The organism is Termitidicoccus mucosus (genome assembly GCF_038725785.1).
GTDB classification, from domain to species: Bacteria; Verrucomicrobiota; Verrucomicrobiia; order Opitutales; family Opitutaceae; genus Termitidicoccus; species Termitidicoccus mucosus.
Genome location: NZ_CP109797.1, coordinates 1 through 23,946, shown reverse-complemented (window position 1 = coordinate 23,946; position 23,946 = coordinate 1). Strand labels below are relative to the sequence as shown.

The 23,946-nt window shown below is 58.5% G+C and carries 31 protein-coding genes and 2 pseudogenes; 5 read left to right on the top strand and 28 right to left on the bottom strand.

Translation table 11 applies throughout. The features are described from left to right. The first annotated feature begins 350 nt into the window (after positions 1-350). Positions 351-1,037, top strand: coding sequence for a hypothetical protein (locus tag OH491_RS27490; protein ID WP_342751186.1), 687 nt, complete (start codon positions 351-353; stop codon positions 1,035-1,037). A 59-nt stretch (positions 1,038-1,096) separates the two neighbouring features. Here the strand turns inward: OH491_RS27490 and OH491_RS27485 are convergent, their stop codons facing one another. Further along, complete coding sequence (locus OH491_RS27485) at positions 1,097-1,471, bottom strand: hypothetical protein (RefSeq protein ID WP_342751185.1); 375 nt, start codon at positions 1,469-1,471, stop codon at positions 1,097-1,099. Between the two features lie 29 nt (positions 1,472-1,500). On the opposite strand from OH491_RS27485, the gene OH491_RS27480 reads away from it, so the two are divergent. From OH491_RS27480 to OH491_RS27470, 3 genes are all read left to right on the top strand, one after another. Next, positions 1,501-1,743, top strand: coding sequence for a type II toxin-antitoxin system Phd/YefM family antitoxin (locus OH491_RS27480; RefSeq protein WP_084442761.1), 243 nt, complete (start codon positions 1,501-1,503; stop codon positions 1,741-1,743). Further along, positions 1,740-2,000 carry a type II toxin-antitoxin system VapC family toxin gene (locus OH491_RS27475; RefSeq protein ID WP_342751139.1) on the top strand — a complete coding sequence of 87 codons (261 nt, stop codon included), beginning with the start codon at positions 1,740-1,742 and terminating at the stop codon, positions 1,998-2,000. Before OH491_RS27480 ends, OH491_RS27475 begins: the two co-directional genes overlap by 4 nt. A gap of 436 nt (positions 2,001-2,436) precedes the next feature. Then, a complete protein-coding gene (locus OH491_RS27470) occupies positions 2,437-2,691 on the top strand; it encodes a hypothetical protein (protein WP_342751138.1) in 255 nt (84 codons plus the stop codon). Positions 2,692-3,007: 316 nt separating this feature from the next. Here OH491_RS27470 and OH491_RS27465 read toward each other — a convergent pair whose 3' ends face one another. The 5 genes and pseudogenes from OH491_RS27465 to OH491_RS27445 form a co-directional block, all read right to left on the bottom strand. Further along, positions 3,008-3,319, bottom strand: a complete 312-nt coding sequence (locus OH491_RS27465; protein WP_342751137.1) for a hypothetical protein — start codon at positions 3,317-3,319, stop codon at positions 3,008-3,010. Between the two features lie 1,097 nt (positions 3,320-4,416). Further along, positions 4,417-4,824 carry a hypothetical protein gene (locus OH491_RS27460; RefSeq protein ID WP_342751184.1) on the bottom strand — a complete coding sequence of 136 codons (408 nt, stop codon included), beginning with the start codon at positions 4,822-4,824 and terminating at the stop codon, positions 4,417-4,419. Between the two features lie 91 nt (positions 4,825-4,915). Further along, positions 4,916-5,374: a hypothetical protein gene (locus tag OH491_RS27455; protein WP_342751135.1), complete on the bottom strand. Its 459-nt coding sequence runs from the start codon at positions 5,372-5,374 to the stop codon at positions 4,916-4,918. A 93-nt stretch (positions 5,375-5,467) separates the two neighbouring features. After that, positions 5,468-5,677 carry a hypothetical protein gene (locus OH491_RS27450; RefSeq protein WP_342751134.1) on the bottom strand — a complete coding sequence of 70 codons (210 nt, stop codon included), beginning with the start codon at positions 5,675-5,677 and terminating at the stop codon, positions 5,468-5,470. 1,557 nt (positions 5,678-7,234) lie between these two features. Beyond that, positions 7,235-7,669, bottom strand: a pseudogene (locus OH491_RS27445) (ParA family protein); the annotation flags it as partial. Between the two features lie 83 nt (positions 7,670-7,752). Between OH491_RS27445 and OH491_RS27440 the strand changes: the two are divergent. Continuing rightward, positions 7,753-7,923 (top strand): hypothetical protein, encoded by a 171-nt coding sequence (locus OH491_RS27440; RefSeq protein ID WP_342751131.1) that lies wholly within the window; start codon positions 7,753-7,755, stop codon positions 7,921-7,923. A gap of 160 nt (positions 7,924-8,083) precedes the next feature. Here OH491_RS27440 and OH491_RS27435 read toward each other — a convergent pair whose 3' ends face one another. The 22 genes and pseudogenes from OH491_RS27435 to OH491_RS27335 form a co-directional block, all read right to left on the bottom strand. Beyond that, entirely contained in the window at positions 8,084-8,302 is a 219-nt protein-coding gene (locus OH491_RS27435) for a hypothetical protein (RefSeq protein WP_342751130.1), read from the bottom strand. A gap of 940 nt (positions 8,303-9,242) precedes the next feature. Then, a complete protein-coding gene (locus tag OH491_RS27430) occupies positions 9,243-9,635 on the bottom strand; it encodes an N-6 DNA methylase (RefSeq protein ID WP_342751183.1) in 393 nt (130 codons plus the stop codon). A gap of 2,785 nt (positions 9,636-12,420) precedes the next feature. Then, positions 12,421-12,627 carry a hypothetical protein gene (locus tag OH491_RS27425; RefSeq protein ID WP_068773256.1) on the bottom strand — a complete coding sequence of 69 codons (207 nt, stop codon included), beginning with the start codon at positions 12,625-12,627 and terminating at the stop codon, positions 12,421-12,423. Between the two features lie 23 nt (positions 12,628-12,650). Then, the gene (locus OH491_RS27420) at positions 12,651-13,127 is read right to left on the bottom strand and encodes a DUF7673 family protein (protein ID WP_342751182.1); all 477 of its coding nucleotides are present in this window, start codon (positions 13,125-13,127) and stop codon (positions 12,651-12,653) included. After that, positions 13,124-13,327 carry a hypothetical protein gene (locus tag OH491_RS27415; RefSeq protein ID WP_342751181.1) on the bottom strand — a complete coding sequence of 68 codons (204 nt, stop codon included), beginning with the start codon at positions 13,325-13,327 and terminating at the stop codon, positions 13,124-13,126. The genes OH491_RS27420 and OH491_RS27415 overlap by 4 nt, the downstream gene beginning before the upstream one ends. Positions 13,328-13,807: 480 nt before the next feature. After that, positions 13,808-13,969, bottom strand: coding sequence for a hypothetical protein (locus tag OH491_RS27410; RefSeq protein ID WP_342751180.1), 162 nt, complete (start codon positions 13,967-13,969; stop codon positions 13,808-13,810). Positions 13,970-13,980: 11 nt separating this feature from the next. Further along, positions 13,981-14,289, bottom strand: a complete 309-nt coding sequence (locus OH491_RS27405; protein ID WP_342751179.1) for a hypothetical protein — start codon at positions 14,287-14,289, stop codon at positions 13,981-13,983. Between the two features lie 690 nt (positions 14,290-14,979). Beyond that, positions 14,980-15,207 carry a hypothetical protein gene (locus OH491_RS27400; protein WP_342751178.1) on the bottom strand — a complete coding sequence of 76 codons (228 nt, stop codon included), beginning with the start codon at positions 15,205-15,207 and terminating at the stop codon, positions 14,980-14,982. 224 nt (positions 15,208-15,431) lie between these two features. Then, positions 15,432-15,644 (bottom strand): hypothetical protein, encoded by a 213-nt coding sequence (locus OH491_RS27395; RefSeq protein ID WP_342751124.1) that lies wholly within the window; start codon positions 15,642-15,644, stop codon positions 15,432-15,434. Continuing rightward, positions 15,641-16,249: a DUF932 domain-containing protein gene (locus OH491_RS27390; protein ID WP_342751177.1), complete on the bottom strand. Its 609-nt coding sequence runs from the start codon at positions 16,247-16,249 to the stop codon at positions 15,641-15,643. Before OH491_RS27390 ends, OH491_RS27395 begins: the two co-directional genes overlap by 4 nt. Positions 16,250-16,894: 645 nt before the next feature. Then, a complete protein-coding gene (locus OH491_RS27385; RefSeq protein ID WP_342751176.1) occupies positions 16,895-17,263 on the bottom strand; it encodes a hypothetical protein in 369 nt (122 codons plus the stop codon). Between the two features lie 853 nt (positions 17,264-18,116). Continuing rightward, the gene (locus OH491_RS27380; protein WP_342751175.1) at positions 18,117-18,569 is read right to left on the bottom strand and encodes a hypothetical protein; all 453 of its coding nucleotides are present in this window, start codon (positions 18,567-18,569) and stop codon (positions 18,117-18,119) included. 34 nt (positions 18,570-18,603) lie between these two features. Continuing rightward, positions 18,604-18,801 (bottom strand): hypothetical protein, encoded by a 198-nt coding sequence (locus OH491_RS27375; protein ID WP_068773248.1) that lies wholly within the window; start codon positions 18,799-18,801, stop codon positions 18,604-18,606. 613 nt (positions 18,802-19,414) lie between these two features. Then, positions 19,415-19,891 carry a hypothetical protein gene (locus OH491_RS27370; RefSeq protein ID WP_342751174.1) on the bottom strand — a complete coding sequence of 159 codons (477 nt, stop codon included), beginning with the start codon at positions 19,889-19,891 and terminating at the stop codon, positions 19,415-19,417. 21 nt (positions 19,892-19,912) lie between these two features. Beyond that, positions 19,913-20,146: a hypothetical protein gene (locus tag OH491_RS27365; protein WP_342751173.1), complete on the bottom strand. Its 234-nt coding sequence runs from the start codon at positions 20,144-20,146 to the stop codon at positions 19,913-19,915. A gap of 505 nt (positions 20,147-20,651) precedes the next feature. Next, positions 20,652-21,089: a hypothetical protein gene (locus OH491_RS27360; RefSeq protein WP_342751172.1), complete on the bottom strand. Its 438-nt coding sequence runs from the start codon at positions 21,087-21,089 to the stop codon at positions 20,652-20,654. 957 nt (positions 21,090-22,046) lie between these two features. Further along, positions 22,047-22,337 (bottom strand): hypothetical protein, encoded by a 291-nt coding sequence (locus OH491_RS27355; protein WP_342751171.1) that lies wholly within the window; start codon positions 22,335-22,337, stop codon positions 22,047-22,049. Next, positions 22,334-22,465 carry a type II secretion system protein gene (locus OH491_RS27350; RefSeq protein WP_342751170.1) on the bottom strand — a complete coding sequence of 44 codons (132 nt, stop codon included), beginning with the start codon at positions 22,463-22,465 and terminating at the stop codon, positions 22,334-22,336. Before OH491_RS27350 ends, OH491_RS27355 begins: the two co-directional genes overlap by 4 nt. Then, positions 22,462-22,806 (bottom strand): hypothetical protein, encoded by a 345-nt coding sequence (locus OH491_RS27345; RefSeq protein ID WP_342751169.1) that lies wholly within the window; start codon positions 22,804-22,806, stop codon positions 22,462-22,464. Before OH491_RS27345 ends, OH491_RS27350 begins: the two co-directional genes overlap by 4 nt. Before the next feature lie 47 nt (positions 22,807-22,853). After that, a pseudogene (locus tag OH491_RS28385) lies at positions 22,854-23,102 on the bottom strand (ATPase, T2SS/T4P/T4SS family); the annotation flags it as partial. Then, complete coding sequence (locus OH491_RS27340; RefSeq protein WP_342751168.1) at positions 23,071-23,259, bottom strand: ATPase, T2SS/T4P/T4SS family; 189 nt, start codon at positions 23,257-23,259, stop codon at positions 23,071-23,073. The gene OH491_RS27340 and the pseudogene OH491_RS28385, both read right to left, overlap by 32 nt. After that, positions 23,235-23,789, bottom strand: coding sequence for an ATPase, T2SS/T4P/T4SS family (locus OH491_RS27335; protein ID WP_342751167.1), 555 nt, complete (start codon positions 23,787-23,789; stop codon positions 23,235-23,237). The genes OH491_RS27340 and OH491_RS27335 overlap by 25 nt, the downstream gene beginning before the upstream one ends. Positions 23,790-23,946: the final 157 nt, after the last annotated feature.

Below are 23,946 nucleotides of genomic sequence, written 5' to 3'. Positions count from 1 at the left end.
AGACATGCTTGCGGCCGAGAAGCGCCTCGCTCGCTCCTACCGTGTTGGCGACGAGATCCAGTTCATCTCGAAATACGGCGCCAACCGCGCCGGGGACCTGCGCAAAATCGTGCACATTACCGAGGGCGCCCTGCTCTTGGAGCCGCGCCGGCGAGGCAAGGCTGCGCGGCTCAGCCTCAAATATGCCGAGAAGTGGAACATCGTAAACCGGCGAAAACGTTGCTCGGCGTTGGCTCGCAAGTGCAGCTCAAACTCAACGGCAAGGCCGTTGGTGGAGAATCCGGTCAACGGCGAAATATGCACCGTCACACGGCTTTTTCGCAACGGCGGCGTCGCCATCCGCGATGGCGATGGCAAATTCAAAAAGCTCGCGCCGCACCAGATGGTGTTGCTCCCCGGCTATTGCGTCACCTCCTACAGCTCGCAAGGCAAAAGCGTTGAATCCGTGGTTCTCTCTGACGCCGGCAGCGAGCTGGCGACGCATAAAAAGGGTGGTATGTTTCGATTTCTCGCGGACGCCGAAAATCAAAATTTTCACTCCGTCCGCAAAGGATCTGCTCAAGCGCATCCACAACCCCGGTGAAGACAAACTTGCCGTTGAAATGCTCCCGAAACTGCCGCCGCCGCGCGCGAAGGCGCGGCGCTTGTGCAGCACCTTCACTCTCCACTCTCGCCGCAAAACCATAGCCAAAAAGTCACGCAAAATCTATGAACCCAAACCCGCCACCCGCCGCGCCGGCGTCGTCCCGGCTGAGCGCGAAATTCTCATTAAAACCGAGCACTCCGCTGCCACGCCGGCGCCCGCCTCTGCGAATGAGTCACCCAAGGAACTCTGCTTCCGGATCGACACTGACAACCGGTATAGCGCCGAGTTTCAACTCGCCTCCGGCGAAACCATTTCCCTGCCGTATCACCATTTCAGCTTCGCCTTTGGCTCGGCCGACGGGCAAACGCTCAAGATAAAGTTCTGGTCGCATCTGGTGACCATTACCGGCCGCAACCGGCGACGGTCAAAATGCGATTCGATGCGCGCATAATGTGACTGTAATCGAAGTGGAGGAACACTTTCAGAGTCTTTACACGGGAAATGATGTATTCATTTCACGGATACAAATTGAGGAAACGAAGCAGGACCAAAACGCCGGAAAAAGCCTCCACTGAGGAGGCCGCCCCTGATGCCGACGATTTCGACGATGGAAGCGAGGGCTGAAAAACACGAACAGGAAACCAACGCTCCGCGATGGTTTCCTCTCGCGCCAAAGGCGCAATTCACTTTCCTTTGGAAAGTCAGCAGCTCTCGCTTACGCTCGTCGCCAAAGAACAGAGGCCTCATTGCCGGCCTCTTTCGCGCCTCCTTCGGCGGCGCGAAATTCACCGCTAGGATTTTCAGGGCCGACGCCAAAGGCATGGAATCCTGATACTTATTCTCAAGAGCAAGGGTATATCCATCCGTTGCCAATTTGGCTTGCACGTGCTCAACAAGGGTCCATAATAGCTATTATGACTAAAACCGTCACTGCATTGGAAATGAAAACCCGCCTCGGCCGGTATCTGGCCGGGGTGGAAAGCGACGCGATGGAATATCTGATCACGCGGCACGAGAGGCCTGTTGCGCTGCTCGTGCCTGTGCGGACAGGCAGAGGAACGCGGGCGGCGGCGCTCCGCCGCCTCGCAACCGGCTCCGTGCGCCGTAAGGCGGACAACTGGACCACCAAGCAACTCATCGAGGCGGGCCGCAAATGAACGTTGTCTTGGACGGAAGTGCGGCGCTGACGATTTTGTTGCCGGACGAGCGTGGCGGCAAGGCTGCGCCCTCAATCTTGAACGCCCTCAACGAGGCGGAGGAAATACACGTCCCCGCGCATTGGTGGGTTGAGGTTGCAAACGGGGTGCTCATGGCCGAAAGGCGCTCGCGCCTGACCCAGGCGGAGAGTGCCACGGCATTGGAAGATGCGCATGAGCTGGAGCCGGCGACGGACAGGAAAGCGGCGCGCGGATAACACGTGATGCGCTGGCACTGGCCAGACTGCATTCGTTGACCGCTTACGATGCCGCCTATCTGGAGCTGGCGATGCGTCAAAAAGCCGGCTGGCGACGATGGACACCGCGCTAAGGCATGCGGCGTTAAAAGCCGGGGTTGCAATCATACCCGCGTCTTCGCATAAAGTTAGCTGATTCTCCACATCGACAATGCGATTGACAGAAGAGCAAAAAGAGCAAAGGGCCGCGTTTATGTCGCGGCTTCCCCGGCAGGTGCCTGCATACGGCGCAAGCCGCTATCGATTGGTGTGACTGGACCGTGGCAGAAACAAAGAAGGCGCTCGTAAAGGCAGAGGAATACCTCGCTGTGTATCGGCCTGACGCGAAACTATCACCCCTTCGGGTGGTATTGAGGCCCACCGGCGTCCGGCGATGGAAATGCTCCATTTGGAGGTCTTGCTCAATACGGAATGGGCGACGAGCGTCACTTTTCTCTGCTCCGGCGGCTACCATGTTGGAAAGGATTACAGGCATTCGCGGGACCACGCGATGCACGTGCCCGACATGTCGGAGGCCCTTCACCTTGCCGGAATTATCGTGCGGAAGCTCGGGATCAAGAAAATCGAGGTGGGTTACAGCCTCGACAAGCTTAACATTGGCAAGCGTGATAAGCTTCGCGCTGGCTTGATAGCTCGTCTTACCAGTCAATAATAAGACATTGTCATAGAACGATTTACGCGCACAATGTCCGTTATGTCTAATTGAAAGTGGGCCAAATCTCAGTGCCTGTTACTGGGTCAATTTTAACTGCCTGCTGACACCGAGATAGGCCACGGTGTGCACGCCGGCGTCGGTGGTCAGCGAGGCCAGCCGCCCGGTGGTCGCATTCGCGCTGTACAATTGCTTGCGGAAATCGCCGAAAGATCGGCGGCCGCACCAGTGTCGCCGCTAGGCTGTTCGCCCGGCGCGGTGGATGGGCGCGCGTGAAGCCGGCTGCCGCGACGTGGCAGCGTGGCAAGCGATTCGGCTAGTGCGACCAATTCGCCGCCAATGCGCAAGGCGGCGTCCGTGTTATCTGGGCGATATGCCGGGCAATCTCGCCAAGGTCGCGCAATGCGGGCGAGAGAGGATTACGCGGTAATCCACTGGCGGAGATTTTGCGCACGTCCTCGGCCGGCACACCGCCCTCGTCGGCGAGCGAACGCTCGGCCTCATCAATGGCCGCGAGCATTGCCGGGGTCTCCGGCCAGAGCTTCAATTCGAGCCACGCGGCGAGCTGGTGCTGCGCGTCGGCAGGCAACCTCTCGATGGCGGCTTCGATTTCGGTCATAGTGGACATGGTGCACAATCTAACAAGGCTTCCCTTTCAGGCAAGCCTTGAGGCCTTTCATGAATTCATAGATTCATAATTTATGAACCAGCGCCGACCTTCAAAAAGAGGCGCGCCTTTCGGCGCGCCACCGGCATTTCTGCCTTTGTCGGCGTGCAGCTTATGGGTTGCTTCCCAGCAGAGCCCAATTTTAGCACGCATCCTGACAATGTGGCGTTGGCCGAATCATCACAAGTTCAAAATACCGACGCGCTTTACGCAACAATCTGAATCATGCTCCGCATGACCAAAGGGCTTGCCCTTTGAAACCAGGCCTCATTGCCGGCCCTGAAACCCGCTAGGATTTATACCGCTCAACGAGGAGGCCAAAAGTCGCCTGCGGTGAATCAAAAACCGCCCACGGTGAGGTAGGCGGTTTTCGGTGGGACCGTAGGCCCCTCGGCGTCCACGCGTGCGGGTCGCTTCCCAGCGTTGCCCGTCCTGGGATGCATTTGAAATCTGCGAATTACAGCCGCCTTTGTCAAGCAGGGGTGTCCTCCCCTGCCCTTTGGGGTGGAGGCCCGTTGGCGTGCATGTAGCGGCGCGGAAGCGCGGGTCTGGTGGTGATGGCCTCCTCGTTGAGCGGTATAAATCCTAGCGGTGAATTTTTCGGGGCCTTTGGCGGTGTTTGGGTGGGAAGCGGTTATGGCTGATCGCCAAAGGCCCCGAAAAAGAGGCCGGCAATGAGGCCTCTGTTTTGGTGGCGGCGGAGCCGCTGCTATTATTTTCCAAAGGAAGGGGAATCGAGCGAAGCGAGAGGGAAACCATCGCGGAGCGTTGGTTTCCCTTGTAAGTCGGCGAAGCCGTTGCACTTTGGGGGCCGCGGGGGCGGAGCGAAGCGTAGCCGCCGACGGGGAGAGGGTCTGGGAGAACCAAACACGGTCGAAAAACGGGACCAACTCCCTACCCTTCCCTCTGTCTTTTATTATTTTCTTGGGATAAGAGGGATAAGAGGCCATCGGCATTTTATTAGGAAATGATAATAAACTACTTACTGAGCATTTTCCATGTAATAGCGGGAACAGTTCCCCATGCCAACGAATAGCGGGAACAGTTCCCCATGCCGCTCAAAACGGAATACTTCCCCGAAAACGGGAACAGCTCCCTGCCCTGCTCTGAAAACGGAACAGCTCCCCTGCCCTGCTCCAATAACGGGAACACTTCCCTATTTCGCAGAAGACAATATGTAAAAAACGGAACACTTCCCCTAATAACGGAACAGCCCCCTGTTTTTGCAGCGAAAAGCGGAACAGATCCCCTATGCCCTCACGTGCTTTCATTCTTCTCTGAGTCCACCAACTTTTGGTCTTTTGCGTCGCAACGATCATGTCCTCCACGACCTCACCGGAGATCCAGAGATCCCATACGGCATCGATGATGGGTTTGCGTCCACGTCCGCGAGCGCTCGTGTCATAGCGGATTTCCTCGTCATAGCCGTGTTTTTCTTTGTCGCGGACCGCGGTAAGAATCCGCATCTAAGCATGTCCGCCCAAGCTTGGCGGCACTCGCGCACGTTGTTGCGCAAATTCACGTAGCGGGTCATGGTGCTGTTTTCGAGGATGAATTTCAGCGAGATGTTGTAGGGCTTGGCACTTGAAAAACCAAAAAGCCTTTCTCCACGGTCGTGTAGTAATGGGACATGCGCTGGTAAGTCCAGCGAGCCAGAGGATGCTTCAACTGCATCAGGCGGCCGTAGTGGATTTGACGATAGCCTTTCTTGCGGAGCGCGCCGATGAAAAGCGGATGAAAGGTAATGACCGCAAGCGAGCGTTCGCTATCGGTCTCATTGATGCCGTAACCGTATCCCAGAAGACCGACCTCGGGGCTGATGCGAACGCTGCCCTGCTTTATCTCGATGCGGCATTCCGACAGGATTTGGAGAGCTTCGTGAATTTCTTCGAGCTTCCAGCCGTGCCCGGCTTCGATGCACCTAGCGCGGATTCGGCTAAGCGAGCATCGCAACTCAACCTTGGTTTGATTGGCCGCCTTGATTTGGTGCAGGATGTCAGGGCTGTCGATGGCCATTTTGGTTACGACTTCGCGAACGATACCTTCACGTTGCCGGGAACGCCTGCCGCACCACGTCGCCTTTGCGGACGATATTCGTGGGCTTCATAATCAAGGTGAACTGCTCGTTGCCGTAGGTGAAGATCTTCCGGTAGGGTTTGCTTGTGTCCGCGTGCCCGGCATCAAAAGTATGGCCGGCAACGAACTGTAAAATTCAAGGGTATTGGTGTAGTTGTTGCCGGTGACCGCTGCGATTTCGCGAAAGAAATCGAGCTGGTCTTTATCGGGGCGGATGCTTGGCACCAATTTGCTCATGCTCATTTGAACGTGAAAACGTAAGTTCGAGGGAATACCTGCCACCCGGCATCGCGGGCCTCCTTCTTGGTGGCAAACGCCTTGGCGTGGGCCAAGTCTTGAGGCTGCAACAAACGGCGCCGGTGGCCGGCGATAACGGGGACAAGGGGGATTCCAGACCATTCGCCGGCGCAATGGCATACCATGCACCTCCGATTTTACCCAACGCATACCAGAATAGCTTCGGCTCCGGCCGCGGCGGGTTGCCCGCCATATCGAGGATTTGCCCGATGGTCAGAGATTCGACCGTCACACCAGCGGCCTCGGCAAATGCCGTCAAAGCGGCGCCAAAGGGTGCGGCGGCCTCGGCACGTAGAGGCATGGCCCTTTGCAGATCGGACGCTATCAAAGCGCCTTTTTCTGCAAGGGCTGGATTGTCGGGGCGAGGGAATACATGGGTTCAAATCTCAAACATGGATGAGGCATGCTCCGTGAGACCGTCGAATGTGTTGATGTAGGTCGGGTGCCGCTTTCGAAATGCAAGGCGTCCAGCCCATCGGCAAGGGAACGCTCCCTACCCTATCGAGGAGGCCTCGTGCATCGACCGTTTCCATCCGGCACCCTCCGGGTCCGTGTGGCAGGCCGTCAAAGTCGCAAAACGTCACGCTTGCCGCCGACGTTGGCGACGGCGAGCACGATGAAGACGCGTGTTGCGGCCGGGCCGTCATGGTGGCGTGCGATTTCGATTGGAAGGCGACGCCGGCGGCGTCGCGGGCATGATCGAGGGCGATGTCGTAAAGGGTGGTCATAGTATGGTGCCGCGTCGGCCGGGGACTTGGTTGCATCGTAGGCCTGCAAGTAGGAGGCATCGAGCGCGGTGCGTTGCAAGGCGGCGCAGCCGGCTGCGCTCCCGACATATCTGCGCCGGTTTTTGAGTAGGAAATCGCGGATTTCGGTGATGCGAGGCTGCAAATCCGTCGAAAGGTTGACGGTGCGACGGTCGTTCTTGTCCGCGGTGTCGCTGTTGCGGTCGTAGTGATCCGGAAGGCTTCGTCCAAGGGCGTGATTTTCAGCGCTGCTCGCACTGCCTCGGAAAGAGTCGGACGCCGACCGTTATTATTGAGGAAAACGAAGACCGCCTGAATGCGTGCGGCGTCGGCGGGGCGACGCACATGGACAAGAGCGGATATTGCCGGCGCTGGGTGCTATGCAAGGGAGCCTGTGTCCGGTTGATCGCGAGCGCACGGATGGCGGCGCTCGGCCTTGCCGCGTCGGGCGTCTTGGGCGATGGCGCCGGCGCGGCCGTGGGCTTGGCGAGCGCGCGGCTCAAGGCGGCGAATGCTGCCGGTTTCTTGGGAGCGGTGTCTTTTTAGCCATGATGCGAAGTGTAGGGATTATTCATAAAATCACAAGATATGAATTTATGAATGTGATTGCAACGCCTGATATATTGCCGTGGCGACATCCGCCGTCTCTTTCTGGATGCGCTCGATGGTTTCCCGGTCGCGCACTTCCCGCGCCGCCACATGCCAGCCCCGTAAACCAAGTGACGGTAAACCTCGCTCTTGGACATGAACGGCTGAATCAAAGGGACGGTATCGAGGCCGACCGCATGCAATGCCTCTTCGACCAGCCTGTCCGGCGGCGGCGTCCGTCGAACTGGTTGATGAGGATGCGCACGGGCACGTCAGGCCGGCGCGCGCGCAGTTTCGTCAATGTCTCCGCTGCGGGCTGCAAATCGAGCGTGCCGGTGCCGGTAACCAGAACGAACAGCGAGCATCGGTCGAACTCATCAAGGAAAAGCGGCTCGTTGAGGTGCGGAGGACTGTCGGCGAGGATGATGTCGTATGAGTCATCCGTGCCCTCCAACGCGGTCACCACGTTCATGCCGGCGAACGCCGACTGGTGCATGGCATTGGCGAGGCTGTTTTGGGAATCGCAGTCGCGGAAGCCGACGCGCAAGCCGGCCATGGCATAAGCCATGGCCGTGGCGATGCAGCTCGTGGTTTTGCCAACCCCGCCCTTTTGGCTCCAAAGAGGACAATGGGCGTCGCGGCCGTGCTAGGCATTCCTATTTTCATAAATTAATAATTTAGGAAATTATGAAACGTGTCGGCAAGGATGTCACGCCGGAATTACGTCGAGCGCACGCTGAGCATTTTCTCGGCATAGGCGGCGGCCCATGCCGTAACGCGCTCGAGTTGCTGGGCGGCATCCCTGCCCTCTTGTCCGGCATGAAGCTGTCAGGCACGGCCGGCGCGTGGGACGCATAGAAGTCGAACATAGTCGCCCCTTTGTTTTGTTGCCCGGCGCGCCGGAAAAAGCGGCAGGTTGAGGCCGCGCACTGGCGCGGCCGGCTTGACGTTTCGTTTCATGCTGTTGGCATCGTCTTTCATATATTCCTAATTTATGATTTTATGAATTACAGGTATATCAGGACAGGCAGCGCCGAACCTCCAAGGTCGCGGACGGAACGGTGTCGAGATAGCGTGGGCCGTCCGCGGCCTGCTCGTAGAGATCGGCCACGCTGGCGTTGAGCTTAGCGACAAAGACGCGCGTGCCTTTCAGCCAAGTGCCGCGGGCGCACTTGAAATCAGTCTTGAGCACACCGCGCCAGAACGGGCGCTGGGCGGGCGGACGGTGGCTGGGCAAAGGATGACAGTCTTTCATATATTCCTAATCTATGATTTTATGAATTACGGGTTGCGAACCGGTTCCTAACCCTGCCATGGACGACCGAAGCCTGGCGCGCTCCTTGGGATTGTGAGGGGAATCCTAATTTTAAATTCATAATTTAAGAATATATGAAGTTAGGACAAGCAAAAAATCTGCCATCCCGAAACTTTTGCATCCGACTCGGCGGAGCGAGCATGACGGCGCGCAGCGCGCCGAAGGGCGGCCCGTAGGCCGCGGCACGCACAGCGGAGGGTTCCTCTCCCGGGAGAGGGGAAGGGGCGTGGGGATGGATTGGGAGCTGGAAGATGTGCCGGCGCTGCCGGTTCAAGGAAGGCGTGGATGACGCCGGCGCCGTTCCGACCGGGCCCGCACGGGCCCGGTCGGGGATTTCAAGCTTTGCGCCAAAGGCAGGGGATGCTGGCGGAGGAAGCGCGGCTGCGCTTAATCCTAAATTCATATATTCATAAATTATGAACCATGACGGCCGCAGCTCGCGGCCGTAGAGATCCGGCTTGAGTGGCGGATATGGGCGGTGGACGTGCGAATACCTGACGGGAGCGAAAAAAGCGGTTCTCGCCTCCCACGAGGCGAGCTTTTTAGGCCGTGAGGCCGGTTCGCGCCGCCGGTCGGACAAAGAGACAATTACCGGGGACGGAGCCAAAAGCGCAACGCGCGCCACGGCCCGGGTTCAAGGGTCGGGCCATAGACCCCTTGGCCGTGGAGCAAGGCTTGCCCGGCACGGATGTGCCGGGCAAGCCAAGGGCATACCCTAGCTGAAATCAAACATCTGCTGGCCCAGCGCCGTCTTGATGGCGGCAGTTTCCTCGGGAGAGGGGGCTCGCCCGGCCGGATGGCATTGACGCTGCGGCTGCGACTACATCCTCCGAGGCGTGGATGCGAAGCAGAAACGGCGCGATCAATGGATGTTTCGCCAAGACGCCTCAAACTTGAGGTTGAGGGAGTTTCCGTGAATCACGTGGGTGGGGATGCCCCATAGGGTGGTGTTGATGAAACACATGTCACAGGCCATGCGATTGATGTCGATGGCGGTGACTCGCAACCTGCGAATGTTTGCGGGGCCATATTGCTCGGCCAGCGCGAGGATCATCGCGCCTGATCCGCACGCGGGCTCGCAGATCGTAACCGGCCCGGATTCGGGCAGGCTGTCGCCGTCCGCCAGCATTCTGCCAATCAGCCGGCAGATTTCTTGAGGCGTGTGAAATTCCCCATGGCACTGCTGCCCGCCTTTTGAAATAATCATATCCATGTAGTAGGTCCCGAGCAAGTCGGTGAAAGGCTCCTTCTCCATTTGGAGGATGAGGGCGCCCATCGCCGCCAAAGGTTTCGAGGTTTTCCTTTTTCCAGTATTTGGCCTCCTCGAGGTATTCTTCCTCGCGCGTCTGGCAGGCTAGCGCGCAAGCCGTCAGCTTGAGGAAGGCCGAGAAGACCTTATGGAGGTCATGTGTGCGGGCGAGTGTGCCGGGATGGATTCAAAGGTGTCAATCTTTGACATGTCGGATGCACCTGCGGCCGTTTCAGGCTCGAAACTGTTTCGGATGTCCCGAACGTCCGCTGGTTCATCGGCTGCAACCGGCGGCGAGTCGTGGAGGCGCGCTGAGGAGCGGTGCCGGCTTGGGGCACCGACGAAGGGGAAGCGCCGCAACGCAAAGGTGGAGCCGCGCAGCGACTACCTTGACCGCCGCCGCACAATGGGAGAACCAGGCGGAAGAAAAACGACCCCTGCTGGGGACGGGAAAGGCGGCCATATGCCGCTTTTGCATCAGGCTGGTTGTAACGGTCATAGTAATTCTTATTTTCATAAATTATGAAATTATGAATACATGAAGGCTGCTGCCGCCGTAGTGAACGACGCGGCGGGTGCAACGGCTCCCGAGTGGAGATGTTCGCCCGCAGTCCGCAAGCAGGTTTGGGCCGTCGCCGGTCGCGGCAGCGGGCTTGGAGCTTGCGGAAAGTCTGCTGCCGCGAATCCGGTGCGGTCCGTGGCCCGGCACGGTCCGCGCCGGTAGGCGACGGCCCTGCGCAGCGAGCTGCGGGCGAACATCGCAACGAACGGGAGAACTGCGGGTCGCCAAAGTGAACGAAGGCCATTGGGAATGGCGCGAAGCGCCGCTGGCTTGGCTTGGGAAACCTGCGCTGGCATGGCGGCGGCCTAGCGTGGGCAGGGCAGGAGGCCGCCCGGTTTCGGGCGGCCCACGGCGTCATGCCGGCAGCGGGGCAGCTTGCCATCCCTGACTTGCCGGCGCGTGCCGTGCAGGGCGAAATAGTGGCCTTCTCGTGCCATGAATATGGAGAAACCGCCTCGCCGTTGGCATTATGCGAATAGGGTTCTCCCAGCATGAACATATCTGCCTCAAGGTAGGCTGGGGAAGAATATTGAGCATTTCATGATACACCGACTCGGTGGTTTCACGCCAGACTTGGCGATTCGCCTCGAAGTCTGCATCGAGCGTTTTGACCAAGTCTGAATGGGAGAGAACACTGTTGTTGGACATGATGGAAGCGCCTGCGCCCTGAGCCGCCGCCCTCGTGATTGAGGGGTTGTTGCGAGCTGGGCGCGGACGTCCCCGCAAAGCAGGCAAAGTCAAGACGCCTGAAGCGTTGAGGAGCGGCGGACAAAGTCCGCCCCGACGAGGAAGCGGAAGGCGTCGTAAGGGCGCAGCCCTTTGACTGCCTGCTATGCTGGAGACGCCGCCGCCCGCTCCTGAAAAAGGACGGCGTTTTTCGCGGGTTGCGGCGGATGCCGCGCATATTCATAATTTCATGTATTCATAATTTGAAATCATGAATACATCATGCGCAACCATTGCGCGCGGGTGGGGTGGGGCCTTCCGACTGGAAAGGGAGACGGCCGGCTAGCCGGCTCCCGGGCGAATGCCTTTACAGCAGCAGCATTTGCTGGGGTGGCAGAGTGTCTTCGGAGTCATCTTCAATGGCGGCGCCCATGCCGTCATCGCCATCCTGATATTCATCGTCCTTCTTGTCCGGTCTTCGTCCTCGAAGGCGGAGTCCAAGCCAAGTCAAATTCTGTTTCTAGTGGCAAGGGCTGGATGACGGGTTCCCCTTCCGTCCGCGGTGGCAGGCACAGGTAAGTGTGGAATCCATGGGGCAAAATTGGTGCGGGAAATCTTTTTCAGCCGGGACAATTCCTGCATGAATTTCTCGAGGGCGGCGATTGTCCTTTGGATCGGAATGATCTTTTTTGAGAATATCGTGACCGGGAACCGGGTGGTGAAATCCTTGCAATCGGGGAGCTCGGATGCCGGGCCGGTGAGAAGCCTTTGAAAGAGGCGGTGTGAGTATTGCCACAGTGTCCGACGGTCATCATCTGGTGCGAACAAACCACAACTGAGGGCATATTCAGCGTCCGACGATAATGTGACATATCTACTCCAGGCATCTCCATTGTCTTTTAGACGCAGTGCCTTCTGGCACCGCCGGATGGCATATTTGCGGTTTTGTCGAACTCGACTGCCCGCCCTCAAGCATGGAGGATAGTTGATTCTTCAAATCATTACCACCGAATCCAGCGCATGAGAAATAACCCGTGGGGCTGATCGGGCAGTAACCGCGCTTGGTGGCGTGCAAACCTTGTTCTATAAATGAGCATGAAACCTCATGGATGTAACGGATGGCCACACCTCTGCATTCAAAGATGATTTCAACTGGTGACTTCATAATATGGAATGTCAGCGGGGAATCCGTGCCCCGGAACCATTCCGGGCTGTCGCGTATCCGCGCTGAACGCCAGTGAAGCCGGCGGCGAGTCGTGGAGGCGCGCTGAGGAGCGGTGCCGGCATCGCCGGCACCGACGAAGGAAGCGCCGGAACGCAAAGGTGGAGCCGCGAAGCGACTTGACCGCCGCCGCACAATGGGAGAACCGGCGCGAGGTAATTAGGTATTAAAACCGTCGCCGATCAGGCGATTGTGGAGGTCTATGATCTCCTCGATGCGCTTGGTATATTTGCCCTGTTCCCGGCTTCGAGCGTCTTCAATTTTATGCCAAGCTCGACAGCGGCCTGCTCGCGCGTGAGACCCATGTCTGCGCGCCGCGCAGCCGGTCGGGGAATGGCATCTTAGTTTTTCGCGTTTGCATGCTTCGCCTTCATTTCACGTTGCAAGTTGGCAACCAGATTCTCGGCGACCTTCACATCGACCTCGGCGGCGATGCGCGCATCGCGGGCCTTCGACAGCTCCGATTCCCTGAGCAACAGGTTGAATTTGGCCTCCTGCAAACGGCGTTCCGCATCTTGCAGGAGCCTCGTGAGATTTTCGCTTTCCATGGGTTTCCCGCTCGTGGTGAGTGTCAACTCTGGGCCTCCAGCAGCCAGTCGTAGCCGTCTTCATAGGGGCGGTGCTTGCGCTCGGCCGCTGCGCCCAAGACGATTTCCATGTCCTCGGTCGAGATACTGATGGTGCGGAGCACGGTGCAAAGGTCTTTGCGCAGTTTCCAGTCGAGGGCCATGAGGTCGGACAAGTCGGCCTCGCCGCCGTCGCACAAGGCCCATAAAATCGCCCTGATTTTGAACGCCTGCCCGCTGTATTCGCAGACAACGGCGTCAGCGATTCGCGCCAAGGCCTCGATGCCGCCGTCTTCATCGGAAGTCGTTCCCGCGTCCCAAAGCTCGCCGGTGGCGTCTTCTGGCTGAGGTTCGCAAAACCAATCGAAAGCCGCCTCGCCGGCGACGGCCTTGATTTCCTCGCGAATCCGCCGGTCGGGAAATCCCTCATGGCCGAGAGCCAGGGCGACCGCCGCGAAGTCGTCCCGGTTGTCCGCGGTCAAATAGTCGAAGTGGCGAAACGGGCTTGTGCCGCAACCGCGATACAGGTTGCAGAGAAGCGGCCGCAAGAGCCGCGCTCGCCCGCGTCCGCCGGCGCGCCGGCGAAGCATTTCGCGAGGCGTTGCAACGCCGGGGCCCCGGCTTCGACCGCGGCCTTGGACTCGGCGTTGATCGCGCGCACCTGCGCGGCAAAATCGTCCATGGCTTTCTGACGTTCCGCCTCGGAAAGTTGGCGGGAAAATGTTGTATTCATTGGATGTAATTGATGATTGGATACGTTTTGAGGATTGGAGACATTCAGGGTTTCTTGAGCTGTATCGCCTGCCGGATCTCGGCTAGTTTCAGGCGCGTCTCGGCGACGTGGTCGCGCATGGCATCGCGCCGGCGCCGGGCGGCCTCGCATTCGTCGGACAAAGTGCCGGCCCTTTTCTCGGCTGCGGCCCGCGGTCCGCCATGTCCATCCATTTCTTGAACTGGACGGACATGGAGACGGAGCCGCAAGCTCGGCGACAATCAGGCAAGATTCGCGTTCGCCGGCGCACCCTGTCGAAGGCCTTTTCGATGGTGGAAAACGCGTTTGGGTTTGTGATCGCCTTGGCTAATTCGTCGGCGGCCTGCTGCTTTTCCGCATTGAGGCCGACTTGCCGGTAACGTGCCGTTTTGATGTCAACCTCGCAGTTGCTTATCTCTTTTTGAACTTGGCGAGAATGCTTTCAAATTGCAGCATCTCGAATTTCGCTTGAGCCAACGCCTTTTCGCCTGCCTCAAGCTGCGCATCGCGCTCACTGAGCGCGCGCGCGACGTTAAACGACTGTTCGGCGTCTGCCAATGTGGTGGTGGACATGGCGATTCCTCCTATTCGTTGAGCCAAGCGACGCCAGCGTCGCCGGCCATGTCGTAGAAGGCCTCAATGATGAACTCCGGCTCGAAATCCCGCGACCGAAACCGCGCAGCATGGTGCAGAAGAACCGGCGTAGTTTCCAGTCGGTGCCGGCGATCTGGATGCCGGGGCGCACTCGCGTTCCTCCAGAATATCGCGCAAAAGCTTACGGATGGCGAAGGGCTGGCGCTGTATTGGCAGGCGATTGCACGCGCGAGCAAGCGCATGGCCTCGCGTGCGGCCGTGCCGGCGTTGTCGGCCTCGATGCCGTCGTCTTCGCTCACGGCGATATTGCCGATGGGGGCGGGCTCGGTGAAGAACCAGGCGCGCCGGCGTCGCCGGCGGCCTCGAAAGCCTTCAAAATGTCCTTGTCGGAAAAGCCGGGTCCATTGAAGGCCAGCAGCACGTCCGCGAAATCGCGCTGCCGGGCCAAGGCAGCAGCGGAAGGCAGGCGAGCTCCACCTTGGTGAATCCGCCGTTGTATAGACTCAGGAAAAGCTGCCTTGCCAGTTGAGCCTGGGCATCGGTGCGGCCGACAAGTTCGGTCGCTAGGCGGACGAGGGCCGGTTTGGCTATCTCGACCGCGGCCTTGGCTTCGCGATCAATGGTTTTGAGTTGGGAAAAAGTCCTTGAGGCCGGCGATTTCCGCGGGCGAGCGTTCTTTGGAAGAGGTCATGGGAGGTGTAATTGATGGTTGGATACGTATTGGAGATTGGAGGCATTCAGGGGTTTCGGGCGCGCCGGTGTCGGCGAAAACCATGTTTCTCCACCCTCGATGCCGACAAATGCCTCGCGGATGTCGGTGTCGTGAAGCTGTCGGCCTGCCGGCCGATGGTGGCATCAATAACAACCATTAGGTGCGCGGTGATTTCATCATCGACAAAGCCAAGGCGCCGAAGGGGCCAGTTGCGAACTGTTATGGATGGACCGGAGAATGGAGCGCACGACGGCCGCGGTGCTGGCTTCTCTGTGCTTCATGCACCAGTTTGCGAGCCAGCGGATGGACGCGCGCGCGCCGTCTCCGTTGGGTTCCGCCGCGCTGGATTCCGCCCTTTCACCACGGACTCGACGGCCTCGGCGATGCGGCGGTTGTGGGTCCAGAGCTGATCGCGCTGGCCGTCCTCCTCGATGATGTCACGCGAGGTTCCCGGAAACGCGAAGATCGAGAGCAAGAGCGTTTCGAGGGCGCGCTGGTTTTCCAAGTCAAGTCCCAAAAATCGGTGGCGCCGGTGCCGATCCAGAAAAGGGCCATCTGGCCTTTTCGCTTTTGTTGAGCTGCGCGACGGCAGCGGTGATGTCGGTTTCAGTAATGATCTTAGGCATAAGTTTTAAGTTGAAGGGTAGGGAGGGAGGGCGGCGGTCAACGCCGCCCTCTGTGGTGGTCTGGTTTTAAAAGAGGGGACGGTCGCTCCGTCCCCTCGGTTGGTTAGTTGTTGGAAAATTCCTCGGTGAGAGCCCAGAGGCTTTTGTTGATGCGGACGGTCTCCGTGATACCGCTCACGGCACGAATGGAGGCGCGCTGGAAAGCGGCGGTCCGGTAGCAGAGGCCGCCGCGCAGGAGATTTTCCTGTGCGACATTGAAGGTTCTCCAAAGATTCTCGCCGGCGTCTTCGCCCCGTCGTCCGAGAAGGATTTTCACGGGGTCCAGGACGGGCTTTTTGCCGGCCAGCGAATGTCGATCGCGCGGCGGGCAAACTCGCGCTGCTCGGTCTCGGAGAGTTTGCGGGCCCGCCATTGCTCGATGGCCTCGAAAAGCGCGGGAGCTTTGGCGGTGATCTGGATGACGGCATCATCAAGCTCGCCCGTGCCCACCCCGAAATGCTTGAAGCGGAGGCCGGCGACGGAGCCGTCGGAGACGATCAGGCCGTTGGCGCAGGCGAAGCGCAACAAGCCGGCCTCAAGGCGGGCGGCGCGGGATTTGTCGTGGGAGTTGATGTAGGCGATTTCGGGGCGGACCTCGACATGGGGGCGGTCGCGCAGATCGGAGAGCTGGGCGAAGCGAATCATGTGGGATTGGAAGCCCTTTTGGATTCGTCCCTGACGTCGGACTGGGAGGCCGCGACCGGAACCCAGCCATGCTCTTCCAAGCGGGAAATGACGGCGGTGGTGGGCAGGAAGCTGTAACGCTCGGAGGTGGACGCGGGGCGCCTCCGCGAAGGCGGAAGGAACGACGCGGCGGAGCGCGTCGTGAGAAAGCACGTTGTCAAGCGCGCTGGATTGTGTGAAGTAGGAGTGTCGGAACATAGCTGATATTGGTTGATGGTTATGGTTTCGATAAGGAGGGGCCGCCGTAACCGGTCCCTCCAACACCAAGACACTACTAGTTTCCTAGTAGTGAATGCAAGCGTTTTTGAAAAAATGAAGTTTTTTTCGCGCCATTTAGTATCCATAATATGGATACTTGCTGAATGCTCGGCGGAGCGAGCATGACGGCGCAAAGCGCCCGAAGGGCGGCCCGGAGGCCGCGGCACGCACAGCGGAGGGTTCTCTCCCGGGAGAGGGGAAGGGGCGTGGGGATGGATTGGGAGTTGGGAGGATGCCGGCGCTGCCGGTTCAAGGAAGGCGTGGATGACGCCGGCGCGTTCGCCGGGCCCGTGCGAGCCCGGCCGGGGATTTTTCAAGCTTTGCGCCAAAGGCAGGGAAGCCTGCCGGGGAAGCGCGGCTGCGCCTAATCCTAAATTCCTAGATTCATAATTTATGAATCATGACGGCCGTTGTTTGCGTCCGTGGAGATCCGGCCGGCTACGGCCGTGGAAGAAGTAGCATTGGGTATGCGAGAAAGGGAGGTCGAGACGCTTGGGCTCGACCGCGGGAAAGGCCTTTCCCGGCCGTAGGGCATTGGAAAACAAGATACAGGGGAAATAGTCGTGGCGCCGGCGAAGGACGGACTCAGGACTCGTCGGGCAGCCAGTAACGTTCGGCGAAGTCGTCGCGGTCGAGGCTAGATCGAATTTTGATAACACGGTGCGTTGGAATGAGCGGATTTCTGATGGACTCAATTTGCGAAAGTCCATTGATGAAGTTGGCTTCTCGGTTGGTGAGTGTGGCGGCGGAGACTCCTCCGGTGGTGGATTGGATGATGTCGTCGGCATGAGGGAAGCGTCGAAGGATGGAAGAGATGGTGAAGGAATCGGGGCGCAGCTTGGTGGCGAAGATTTGAGCGGCAAAGGTGGAGGCGGCGGCGACTTTACCGCCGTGGGACTCGATGAAGCCGCGCAGGTTGGCGATGGTGGAGCCGAAAGAGACGATGTCGTCCACGATAAGGTATGAGCCTTTGGGGCATTTGCCCTCGAAGAGGGCTGGTTTACGATGCGAGAAACGGCATTGGCGTCCGATTGGTGGACGATATTGGACTGGAAAACGGTGGTAACAACCTTGGCCCCTGAGAAGGTGGAGATGGCGTCAGCCATGCCCAATGGGAGGGCATTCCAGACGGAATCCTGTCTAATTTGATGACAGGAACGACGAAATCGGTGCGCCATTTGAATCTGGTGGGATTAACCAAGGCATGTGACGGCGCGAGCTGCGTTGAAATCGCCGGCTTTGGCGTCGGCATAAGCCGGATGCGCTTTGAGGGAGGCAATCGAGGTATGAGGCAGGACGTCCGGGAAATCGGACCAAGGTGTCCTCAAATCAGGCATACCGTCCCTCCCTTGTCACCGAATCGAAGCGGGTATTCATGAAAAGTGCGGCCCATGGAGGCAATCCGACAGGCGGACTTGACTTTAGAAAAAATAGAAAAAATTTAAGTGGCGCGACCCGACCGCGACCGCGACCCGCGACCCGCGACCCGCGCGACCCGCGACCCCGGACCCGCGACCCGCGACCCCGGACCCGCGACCCGCGACCGCGACGCGACCCGCGACCCGACCCGCGACCGCGACCCGCGACCGACCGACCCGCGACCCGCGACCTCGACCCGCGACCCGACCGACCCCGCGACGGGGATAAAGGAATCGATTGGGGTAATTATTGGCATGATAGTGTTTTACATTTATAATGGATTTTTTAAATGCAATAGTTTTTGGCCCATATAGAAACTCCCTGCCCATAGCTAAGATAGATAGCACAGGACAGGGAGTGAAGATAACGGATATCGGTAAAAGAACCGTTATACGGCTACCTTTGGTCCAGACTGAACTTGTTGCAACGCCTGTCGCTCGATGGCGGAACGAATCATGTTGATTCGGGCGCCGGCTTGCTTTTCTGCGGGGAGCGTGGCAACCCTTTCGGCGATCTGGGTCGCGATTTCGGACGTTTTGAGCCAAGCCTCAAGCTTTACGCTTGAAGCTTGGCGGAAGCGTTCCTTCTGCTCGGCCTGCTCGATCTTGCGGAGAATCGCCATATTCTCGACGCGTTCGCGCGGAAGCTGTCTCAAGTATTCGACAAACTTGGGATTCTGTGCGCGGAACGCATTGATTTTGGTTTGAATCTCCTCGTTGATGACCGGTTCATTCTGGGAAGCGGCAGGAGCCGCGAGTTTTGGCTGAGTTTTGTGCCATAGGATATTTATCCTTTCTAAAACCGTCCATTGGTGCGGGCTGGACGGCCTGCCAGTTGGCAATTAAGCCCGGTCGATAAGACTTCGACGTGAAATTTTATTCAGGTGGTTCAAGCGATTTGGAACCCATGGAATTGAGAACGCCAACAGCCAGAGCATGGCTGTCCACGGACTTGACCACGATCTGAACCAGTTGGTCGGTTGGAATGAGGTCAGCGCCAAGCTCGCTGGCGATGAGCTTTTGGGCGCTCTTTATGGCGACGAGGTCTTCCTCGGGAATATCGAATTGAGGCATGGTGGAGAGATTGAAGGTTACGATTTTTCAGCATCCGCTTCGGCCTTTTTGGAGGCGGGCTCAGTTGGAGTGCATGCACCTTATAAAACTCCTTTTCGGAGCCGGAGTCGTCCACGACCTTATCATAATCGAGTTCACCGACGACGGTGAACATGAGCCCCTTGATCGTGGCTTTTGCCAAGGCCAGGGTCTGGGGCCGAAATGGATGGTGACCGGATGGCCTTGGGGTCGTTTTTTTGCCCCGGTATTTGTATGGATGGCAAATACAGTGGCCCATTCATTGTCGTTTTGCCGGTGTGTTCGCGCAGATCGGTGGCTGCGGTGACTTGGAGCGACATCATATTGATGGCGTGAGCCCGTTTTTGGTTTCTCCGATGTGACTTCGTCTGGTTGTTTTTAGGCATTTTTGAAGACCGCACCGGCGTCATGCCGGCGCGGTAAGGGGTTAAACGCTGATTTTGGCAGCGGGAGCTTTGCGGCTTTGTTTTCGATTCCAAGGGACTGGGCGGCCTGCTGCAAAGGTGCCGAATACAGGGCGATCCTTCTTTCCGGTATTCTCCGTTCCCTTCGGACCAGGCCCATCTTCCAACCACGGAATTGGTATGGTTGTCTATCAGCTTGATGTCCGCGCAAAGCCGCTGGTCGGTATTGTCCAGACCGGAAACAGCCTGTGCGGGCGTTTCGTAAAGGAAATTCTGTCGATCTCGCTCGAGCTGGGGCCTATTGTGCGCACACTGTAACGAGGAGTTTTAGCAAGAAATGCCGCATGCCATTTGTTTACCTTGTCGAGCAATTCAGCCGGCGACTCGGCCGTGTGAAGCATCATAGGATTGCCAGTGCGTCCCCTATGCAAATGATGATCCGAGTAAGACTGATAAACGGGGTTGCCGTCCCATGTGTAACCAATGCCGTAACGAAGGCCCTTATTAATATCCGCTGCAACAAATCCAAAGCGTCTGGGATGCGAATTTCCGTCCAAATCCGTAACGGTATCCAAGCCGCGGGCCAAATGCGTCAAATCGACCTTATCCTTTTCCAACGCCTCCTTGTATGCTGATTCGAGCCGTGGCGATATCGGCGTCGCGGGCATTTGATAATTTCTCGTGCAGTTTCATGGCTGGGTCGTCTTGAAATCAGAGGTTGAGAAGAAAAATGTGGCGAAAATGGTGCACTGGGCGAACTCGCGGCTGCCGGAGTAACCGCCTCGCGTGGCGAGTGAAACGGTCTGGACATTGATGCAACGGTTGCTCTCCGATGCGCGAAGGACGTTGAGGATTTCATCCCAGTGCTGGCTGGTGGCGTTGGGCCGCTGGATGGCGAAACGGCGCGCGCACCTCCCTCGCATCCGCGGGGCTGAGTTCCTGGGCAATCCAGCCATCGGGAAGGTTGTTCTTTCCAGACGGCGAAGGCTGAGTCAGTCCAGAGCTGCCGTTTCAGATCGGAAACGCGCTGCTCGATGCTGCGCAGATTGTCGCTGTTGTATCTGGACAACTCCTGCTGCTCTCGTTGGAGCTGCGAAATTTTCGCGCTGTTGACCGCCCGGCTTGGCGGATAGACGATGCGGACCGCGTTGATGGCGATGACGGCGAAGATCGCGACGGAAAGAAAAACGATGGCGGATTTCTTGGGTGCGGCATTCATGTATTTAATTATTGAATACCCTGTGATGGTGAACTCGACGGGGCGCTGGTCGCCGCCCGCCACCTGCTTTGGGGGCCGGCTTGTCGCCGGCGTTGATGGTCCAGGAGGCGTTTTGTCCGAGCTGGCTGATGAACGCATCGAGCGGACTTGGCTTTACGGCTGCCCTCGGTGCAGCGTGCCGGCGATACTCCACGACTGTTCGTTGAGCGTCATTGAACGAATGGTAATTTGCTGGGGCCGGGCCCGCCAACCGCCTCGATGAACTTGGTTTTCACCTGAGAGGCGATTGTGCAATCGTCCAGAAACGCCTGCTGTCTGTCGAATTGAGCCTTGTTTGCGCTGTAACGCTCATTGTCCTTCGCAAGCTGGGCTTCCTGAGCCTCCTGAACGCGGCGGCTGGTGCGCGGTATGCAGAGCGCCTCAACCGAACCCTTGAAAAGAGCGACGCCCGCGACAACGAGACCGACGGCGAAGATGGCGGTATTGATGGTAAGGCTTGGCGGCGGCGGAAGCAGGTTGAGCAAATCTCGTGGAGTGAGGCGCAAGCCGAGTGTGATGAACTCTGCGACATTGTAATACTTGGCCGGTTTTCTTGGAAGCATCGCCTCGTCCATCGGTTGCGACGATGCGTTGACGGCAATGAACACCGGGTCGGCTTTGCCAGCGAACGCGGCAAAGCCCGTGTCAAGGTCATGCGTCAGACGCTCCCGGCGTTTTCGCCTCTAAAAATGCCGTGTGGCGGTCGCCTTCTGGCGTGGACCGCAATCGCCGCGCCTTCGTCGCTGTGGAACAGGGCGATAAGAGGTTTGGCCGGCACGGCTTCGGGCGCGAGATCAATCAATGAGGTCAGGGAAACGCCGCATCCAGTGTTATGCCTCGATCTTGGAGGATGGAGCGCAGTCGTTGCAGGCGTGGTTGTTGCTCGATATAGAGCACCGTGGCCGCACCGCTTCCAGTCGTGCGCGGCTTGTGCGCCGACCAGGCTGTTGCCGGATTTTGATCGCGTCGAATTTCGGCCCAGCACCTTTGCATAAGCTGCCGGTCGCCGGTTTTCGGACAGGGCGTGGCGACGACTTCAAGCGTGCTGGTGGCATAAAAGAGCCGAATTGCCTTGGGGGTCGGCGAGAGCCCTTCGAGGAAACCGCAGAATGCAAAATGCTGTCCCCGTCCGTCGGAAGGACGGTTGACACCGGATGATTGATGTTGACGGCGGCGACAACGGTGTTGTCCCACCAAAGGACGGGGATTGAGGCCATTTCAGAAGTGGGTTATATAGATATACAGGTTGCTCAGTCCGGTATTCTCATCCGGAGCGGTATAGGTGACGGGGCCGAAAATTTTGCCGCAGTGGTGGTGGCATCGGCGGTGTTTTCGTATTCGTTGGCGATGTCGGCACAGCGGTCGGTCGGCACGCCTGGCACATAAAGATATACAATACGCGCCTTCACCGGCATGGTGGTCGAGGTGAGCTTGAAAAAGTGCCGTCCGGCGCGGTCGGTTGTAGCCGCCGCGACGACACATTCGACATGGGCATTGCGCCCGTGGTCGGCTGTCGGCGCGGTGTCGGCGGTGGACGTGCGTAGCGATTGTTTTTACGTCCCATATCATATCAACCGCCGTGGCGGCCGGTTTTCGTTAAAGCCGAGTTTAAGGTTGAGCGGTTTGGACAGGAAGCCCTCCGCCAGCATCGCGGAATCCAGTGTGCAAGCCTTGGACAGGATGGCTGCATCGGCTCCGCTCAAGGCGGAATTGCCGCTGAGGCTGAACGCGGAGGCGGAAGTCGATTCGGTGATCGGCGGGATACGCATCCCGCCGGGCTTAGTGCGAAAATGCACGACAGCGGTCTCGACGTTGTGAACCGCGCCCAAAACGCCGGTGATTTCACTGCGTTTCATGGCATACTGGTATCCGGGAATGAGGCCGCGAGGCCGAGGATGATGGCGACGACAATAAGGACCTCGATAAGAGTGAAGGCCTTTCGTCCGCGATTTAGTTTACGGTGGATGCTTGTTGTTTTGTTCATGGTGATGCGGGGAAAATCATTCGACGGGTCTTCCTTTGCCACCGGGCCAGAACCTCGGCTATCGAGGTGATGCCTTCCTTCGCTTTTGCGAGCCCGTCGTCATACATCGTCGGGTAACGCTTGGCCGGGTCATGCGAGTCTGCCGGCAGGCAGCGAAGATGGCGGCGCAATTCGCCGATGGGAACTTTCTTCAAAATCAGCTCTGCGGTGCTGTCGTCGGTAAGGGGGAAAATTTCGAGAATGGCGGTCCGGCCCTTGTAGCCGGTGTTCTTGCAGTGTTCGCAGCCGGCCGGGACCATATAATCGCCCTCGCCAAATTCCTCGCGGAAGTAGGCGAGCAATTCCGGTTTGGGCGGCTGCTTGCAGGTGCAGAGCTTCTGAACCGGCGTATGGCGCAGACCGCCTTGACCGCCGAGGTGATAAGGAACGGCTCAATGCCGAGATCTATCAGGCGCGCAACGGCGCTGGAAGCGTCGTTGGTGTGCATCGTCGAGAAGACAACGTGGCCGGTCGAGGCCGCTTGTATCGACGTGCGCGCGGTCTCCAAGTCGCGTGTTTCGCCGATGAGGATGACGTCGGGTCGTGACGGAGAGCCGCGCGCATCATCAGCGGAAACGTGCGCCCGACCGCCTGTCAATCGAGCACTGCGTGTATTGGTAAATTTGATACTCAACGGGGTCCTCCAGCGTAATCACGACGACGTCGCTCAAGTCCTGGGTTGCGAGCAAGGCATATTGCAGCGTGGTCTTGCCGGAGCCGGTCGGCCCGGTCACGTAAATGATACCGTTGGGCACGGTGATAATGCGCATGAACAACGCGATTTGCTCGGGAGACAGCCTGAGCTTTTCAGGGTGCCGAAATCGCGCGTTTCATCCTGGATGCGGATGTCCGCCGCCTCGCCCCGGATGGTGGGCAGGGTATTGACGCGCAGATTGAATGTGGTGGAACCGATGCTATGCCGCGCCTGCCCGTCCTGCGGCAGCTTGGTTTGCGCCAGATCGAGTTTCGCCAGATTCTTGATGGCCTGAATGAGCCCGATCTTCATGGCGTCATCATAATAGGCGCTGTGCACCATGCCGTTGTCGATACGGTAGCGGATATGGATGCCCTGCGGCTTCGGCTCAAAGTGAATGTCCGCGGCCCGGTGCGTGACGGCGTCGTTGAGGATTTCAGCCAGCAATTCCTTCGGATTGGTTGCCGGCAATGGGCTGTAAACCGCCTCAATGGCGGTGAGAATGTCGTTGCGCGTGCAACGACGATTGAAACCGACTTGCCGGAGAAATCCGCGCAGGCTTCCTGCACGTTGTATCGCTGGGGTCCGCAACGGCGATCACGACGGAAGAGGCGTCGGCCCGGACGGGAAACGCGACATAGTTGCGCGCCCGAATCAAAGGCAGCAATTTGCCGGTCTCCGGGGAACGGAACCAGGGCGATGTCGATTTTTGAGATTAAAATGCTGGCTATGAATTGCGCCGCGACTT

What these genes read in the sequence shown, in the direction of transcription:
- OH491_RS27490 (WP_342751186.1), top strand. Translation starts at nt 351, where the DNA reads ATGGCAAATTCAAAAAGCTCGCGCCGCACCAGATGGTGTTGCTCCCCG.
- OH491_RS27480 (WP_084442761.1), top strand. Translation starts at nt 1,501, where the DNA reads ATGACTAAAACCGTCACTGCATTGGAAATGAAAACCCGCCTCGGCCGG.
- OH491_RS27475 (WP_342751139.1), top strand. Translation starts at nt 1,740, where the DNA reads ATGAACGTTGTCTTGGACGGAAGTGCGGCGCTGACGATTTTGTTGCCG.
- OH491_RS27465 (WP_342751137.1), bottom strand. Translation starts at nt 3,319, where the DNA reads ATGTCCACTATGACCGAAATCGAAGCCGCCATCGAGAGGTTGCCTGCC.
- OH491_RS27460 (WP_342751184.1), bottom strand. Translation starts at nt 4,824, where the DNA reads ATGCGGATTCTTACCGCGGTCCGCGACAAAGAAAAACACGGCTATGAC.
- OH491_RS27455 (WP_342751135.1), bottom strand. Translation starts at nt 5,374, where the DNA reads ATGGCCATCGACAGCCCTGACATCCTGCACCAAATCAAGGCGGCCAAT.
- OH491_RS27450 (WP_342751134.1), bottom strand. Translation starts at nt 5,677, where the DNA reads ATGAGCATGAGCAAATTGGTGCCAAGCATCCGCCCCGATAAAGACCAG.
- OH491_RS27440 (WP_342751131.1), top strand. Translation starts at nt 7,753, where the DNA reads ATGAAACGTGTCGGCAAGGATGTCACGCCGGAATTACGTCGAGCGCAC.
- OH491_RS27430 (WP_342751183.1), bottom strand. Translation starts at nt 9,635, where the DNA reads ATGGAGAAGGAGCCTTTCACCGACTTGCTCGGGACCTACTACATGGAT.
- OH491_RS27425 (WP_068773256.1), bottom strand. Translation starts at nt 12,627, where the DNA reads ATGGAAAGCGAAAATCTCACGAGGCTCCTGCAAGATGCGGAACGCCGT.
- OH491_RS27415 (WP_342751181.1), bottom strand. Translation starts at nt 13,327, where the DNA reads ATGGACGATTTTGCCGCGCAGGTGCGCGCGATCAACGCCGAGTCCAAG.
- OH491_RS27410 (WP_342751180.1), bottom strand. Translation starts at nt 13,969, where the DNA reads ATGTCCACCACCACATTGGCAGACGCCGAACAGTCGTTTAACGTCGCG.
- OH491_RS27390 (WP_342751177.1), bottom strand. Translation starts at nt 16,249, where the DNA reads ATGTTCCGACACTCCTACTTCACACAATCCAGCGCGCTTGACAACGTG.
- OH491_RS27375 (WP_068773248.1), bottom strand. Translation starts at nt 18,801, where the DNA reads ATGCCTCAATTCGATATTCCCGAGGAAGACCTCGTCGCCATAAAGAGC.
- OH491_RS27370 (WP_342751174.1), bottom strand. Translation starts at nt 19,891, where the DNA reads ATGCCCGCGACGCCGATATCGCCACGGCTCGAATCAGCATACAAGGAG.
- OH491_RS27365 (WP_342751173.1), bottom strand. Translation starts at nt 20,146, where the DNA reads ATGCGAGGGAGGTGCGCGCGCCGTTTCGCCATCCAGCGGCCCAACGCC.
- OH491_RS27355 (WP_342751171.1), bottom strand. Translation starts at nt 22,337, where the DNA reads ATGAAACGCAGTGAAATCACCGGCGTTTTGGGCGCGGTTCACAACGTC.
- OH491_RS27350 (WP_342751170.1), bottom strand. Translation starts at nt 22,465, where the DNA reads ATGAACAAAACAACAAGCATCCACCGTAAACTAAATCGCGGACGAAAG.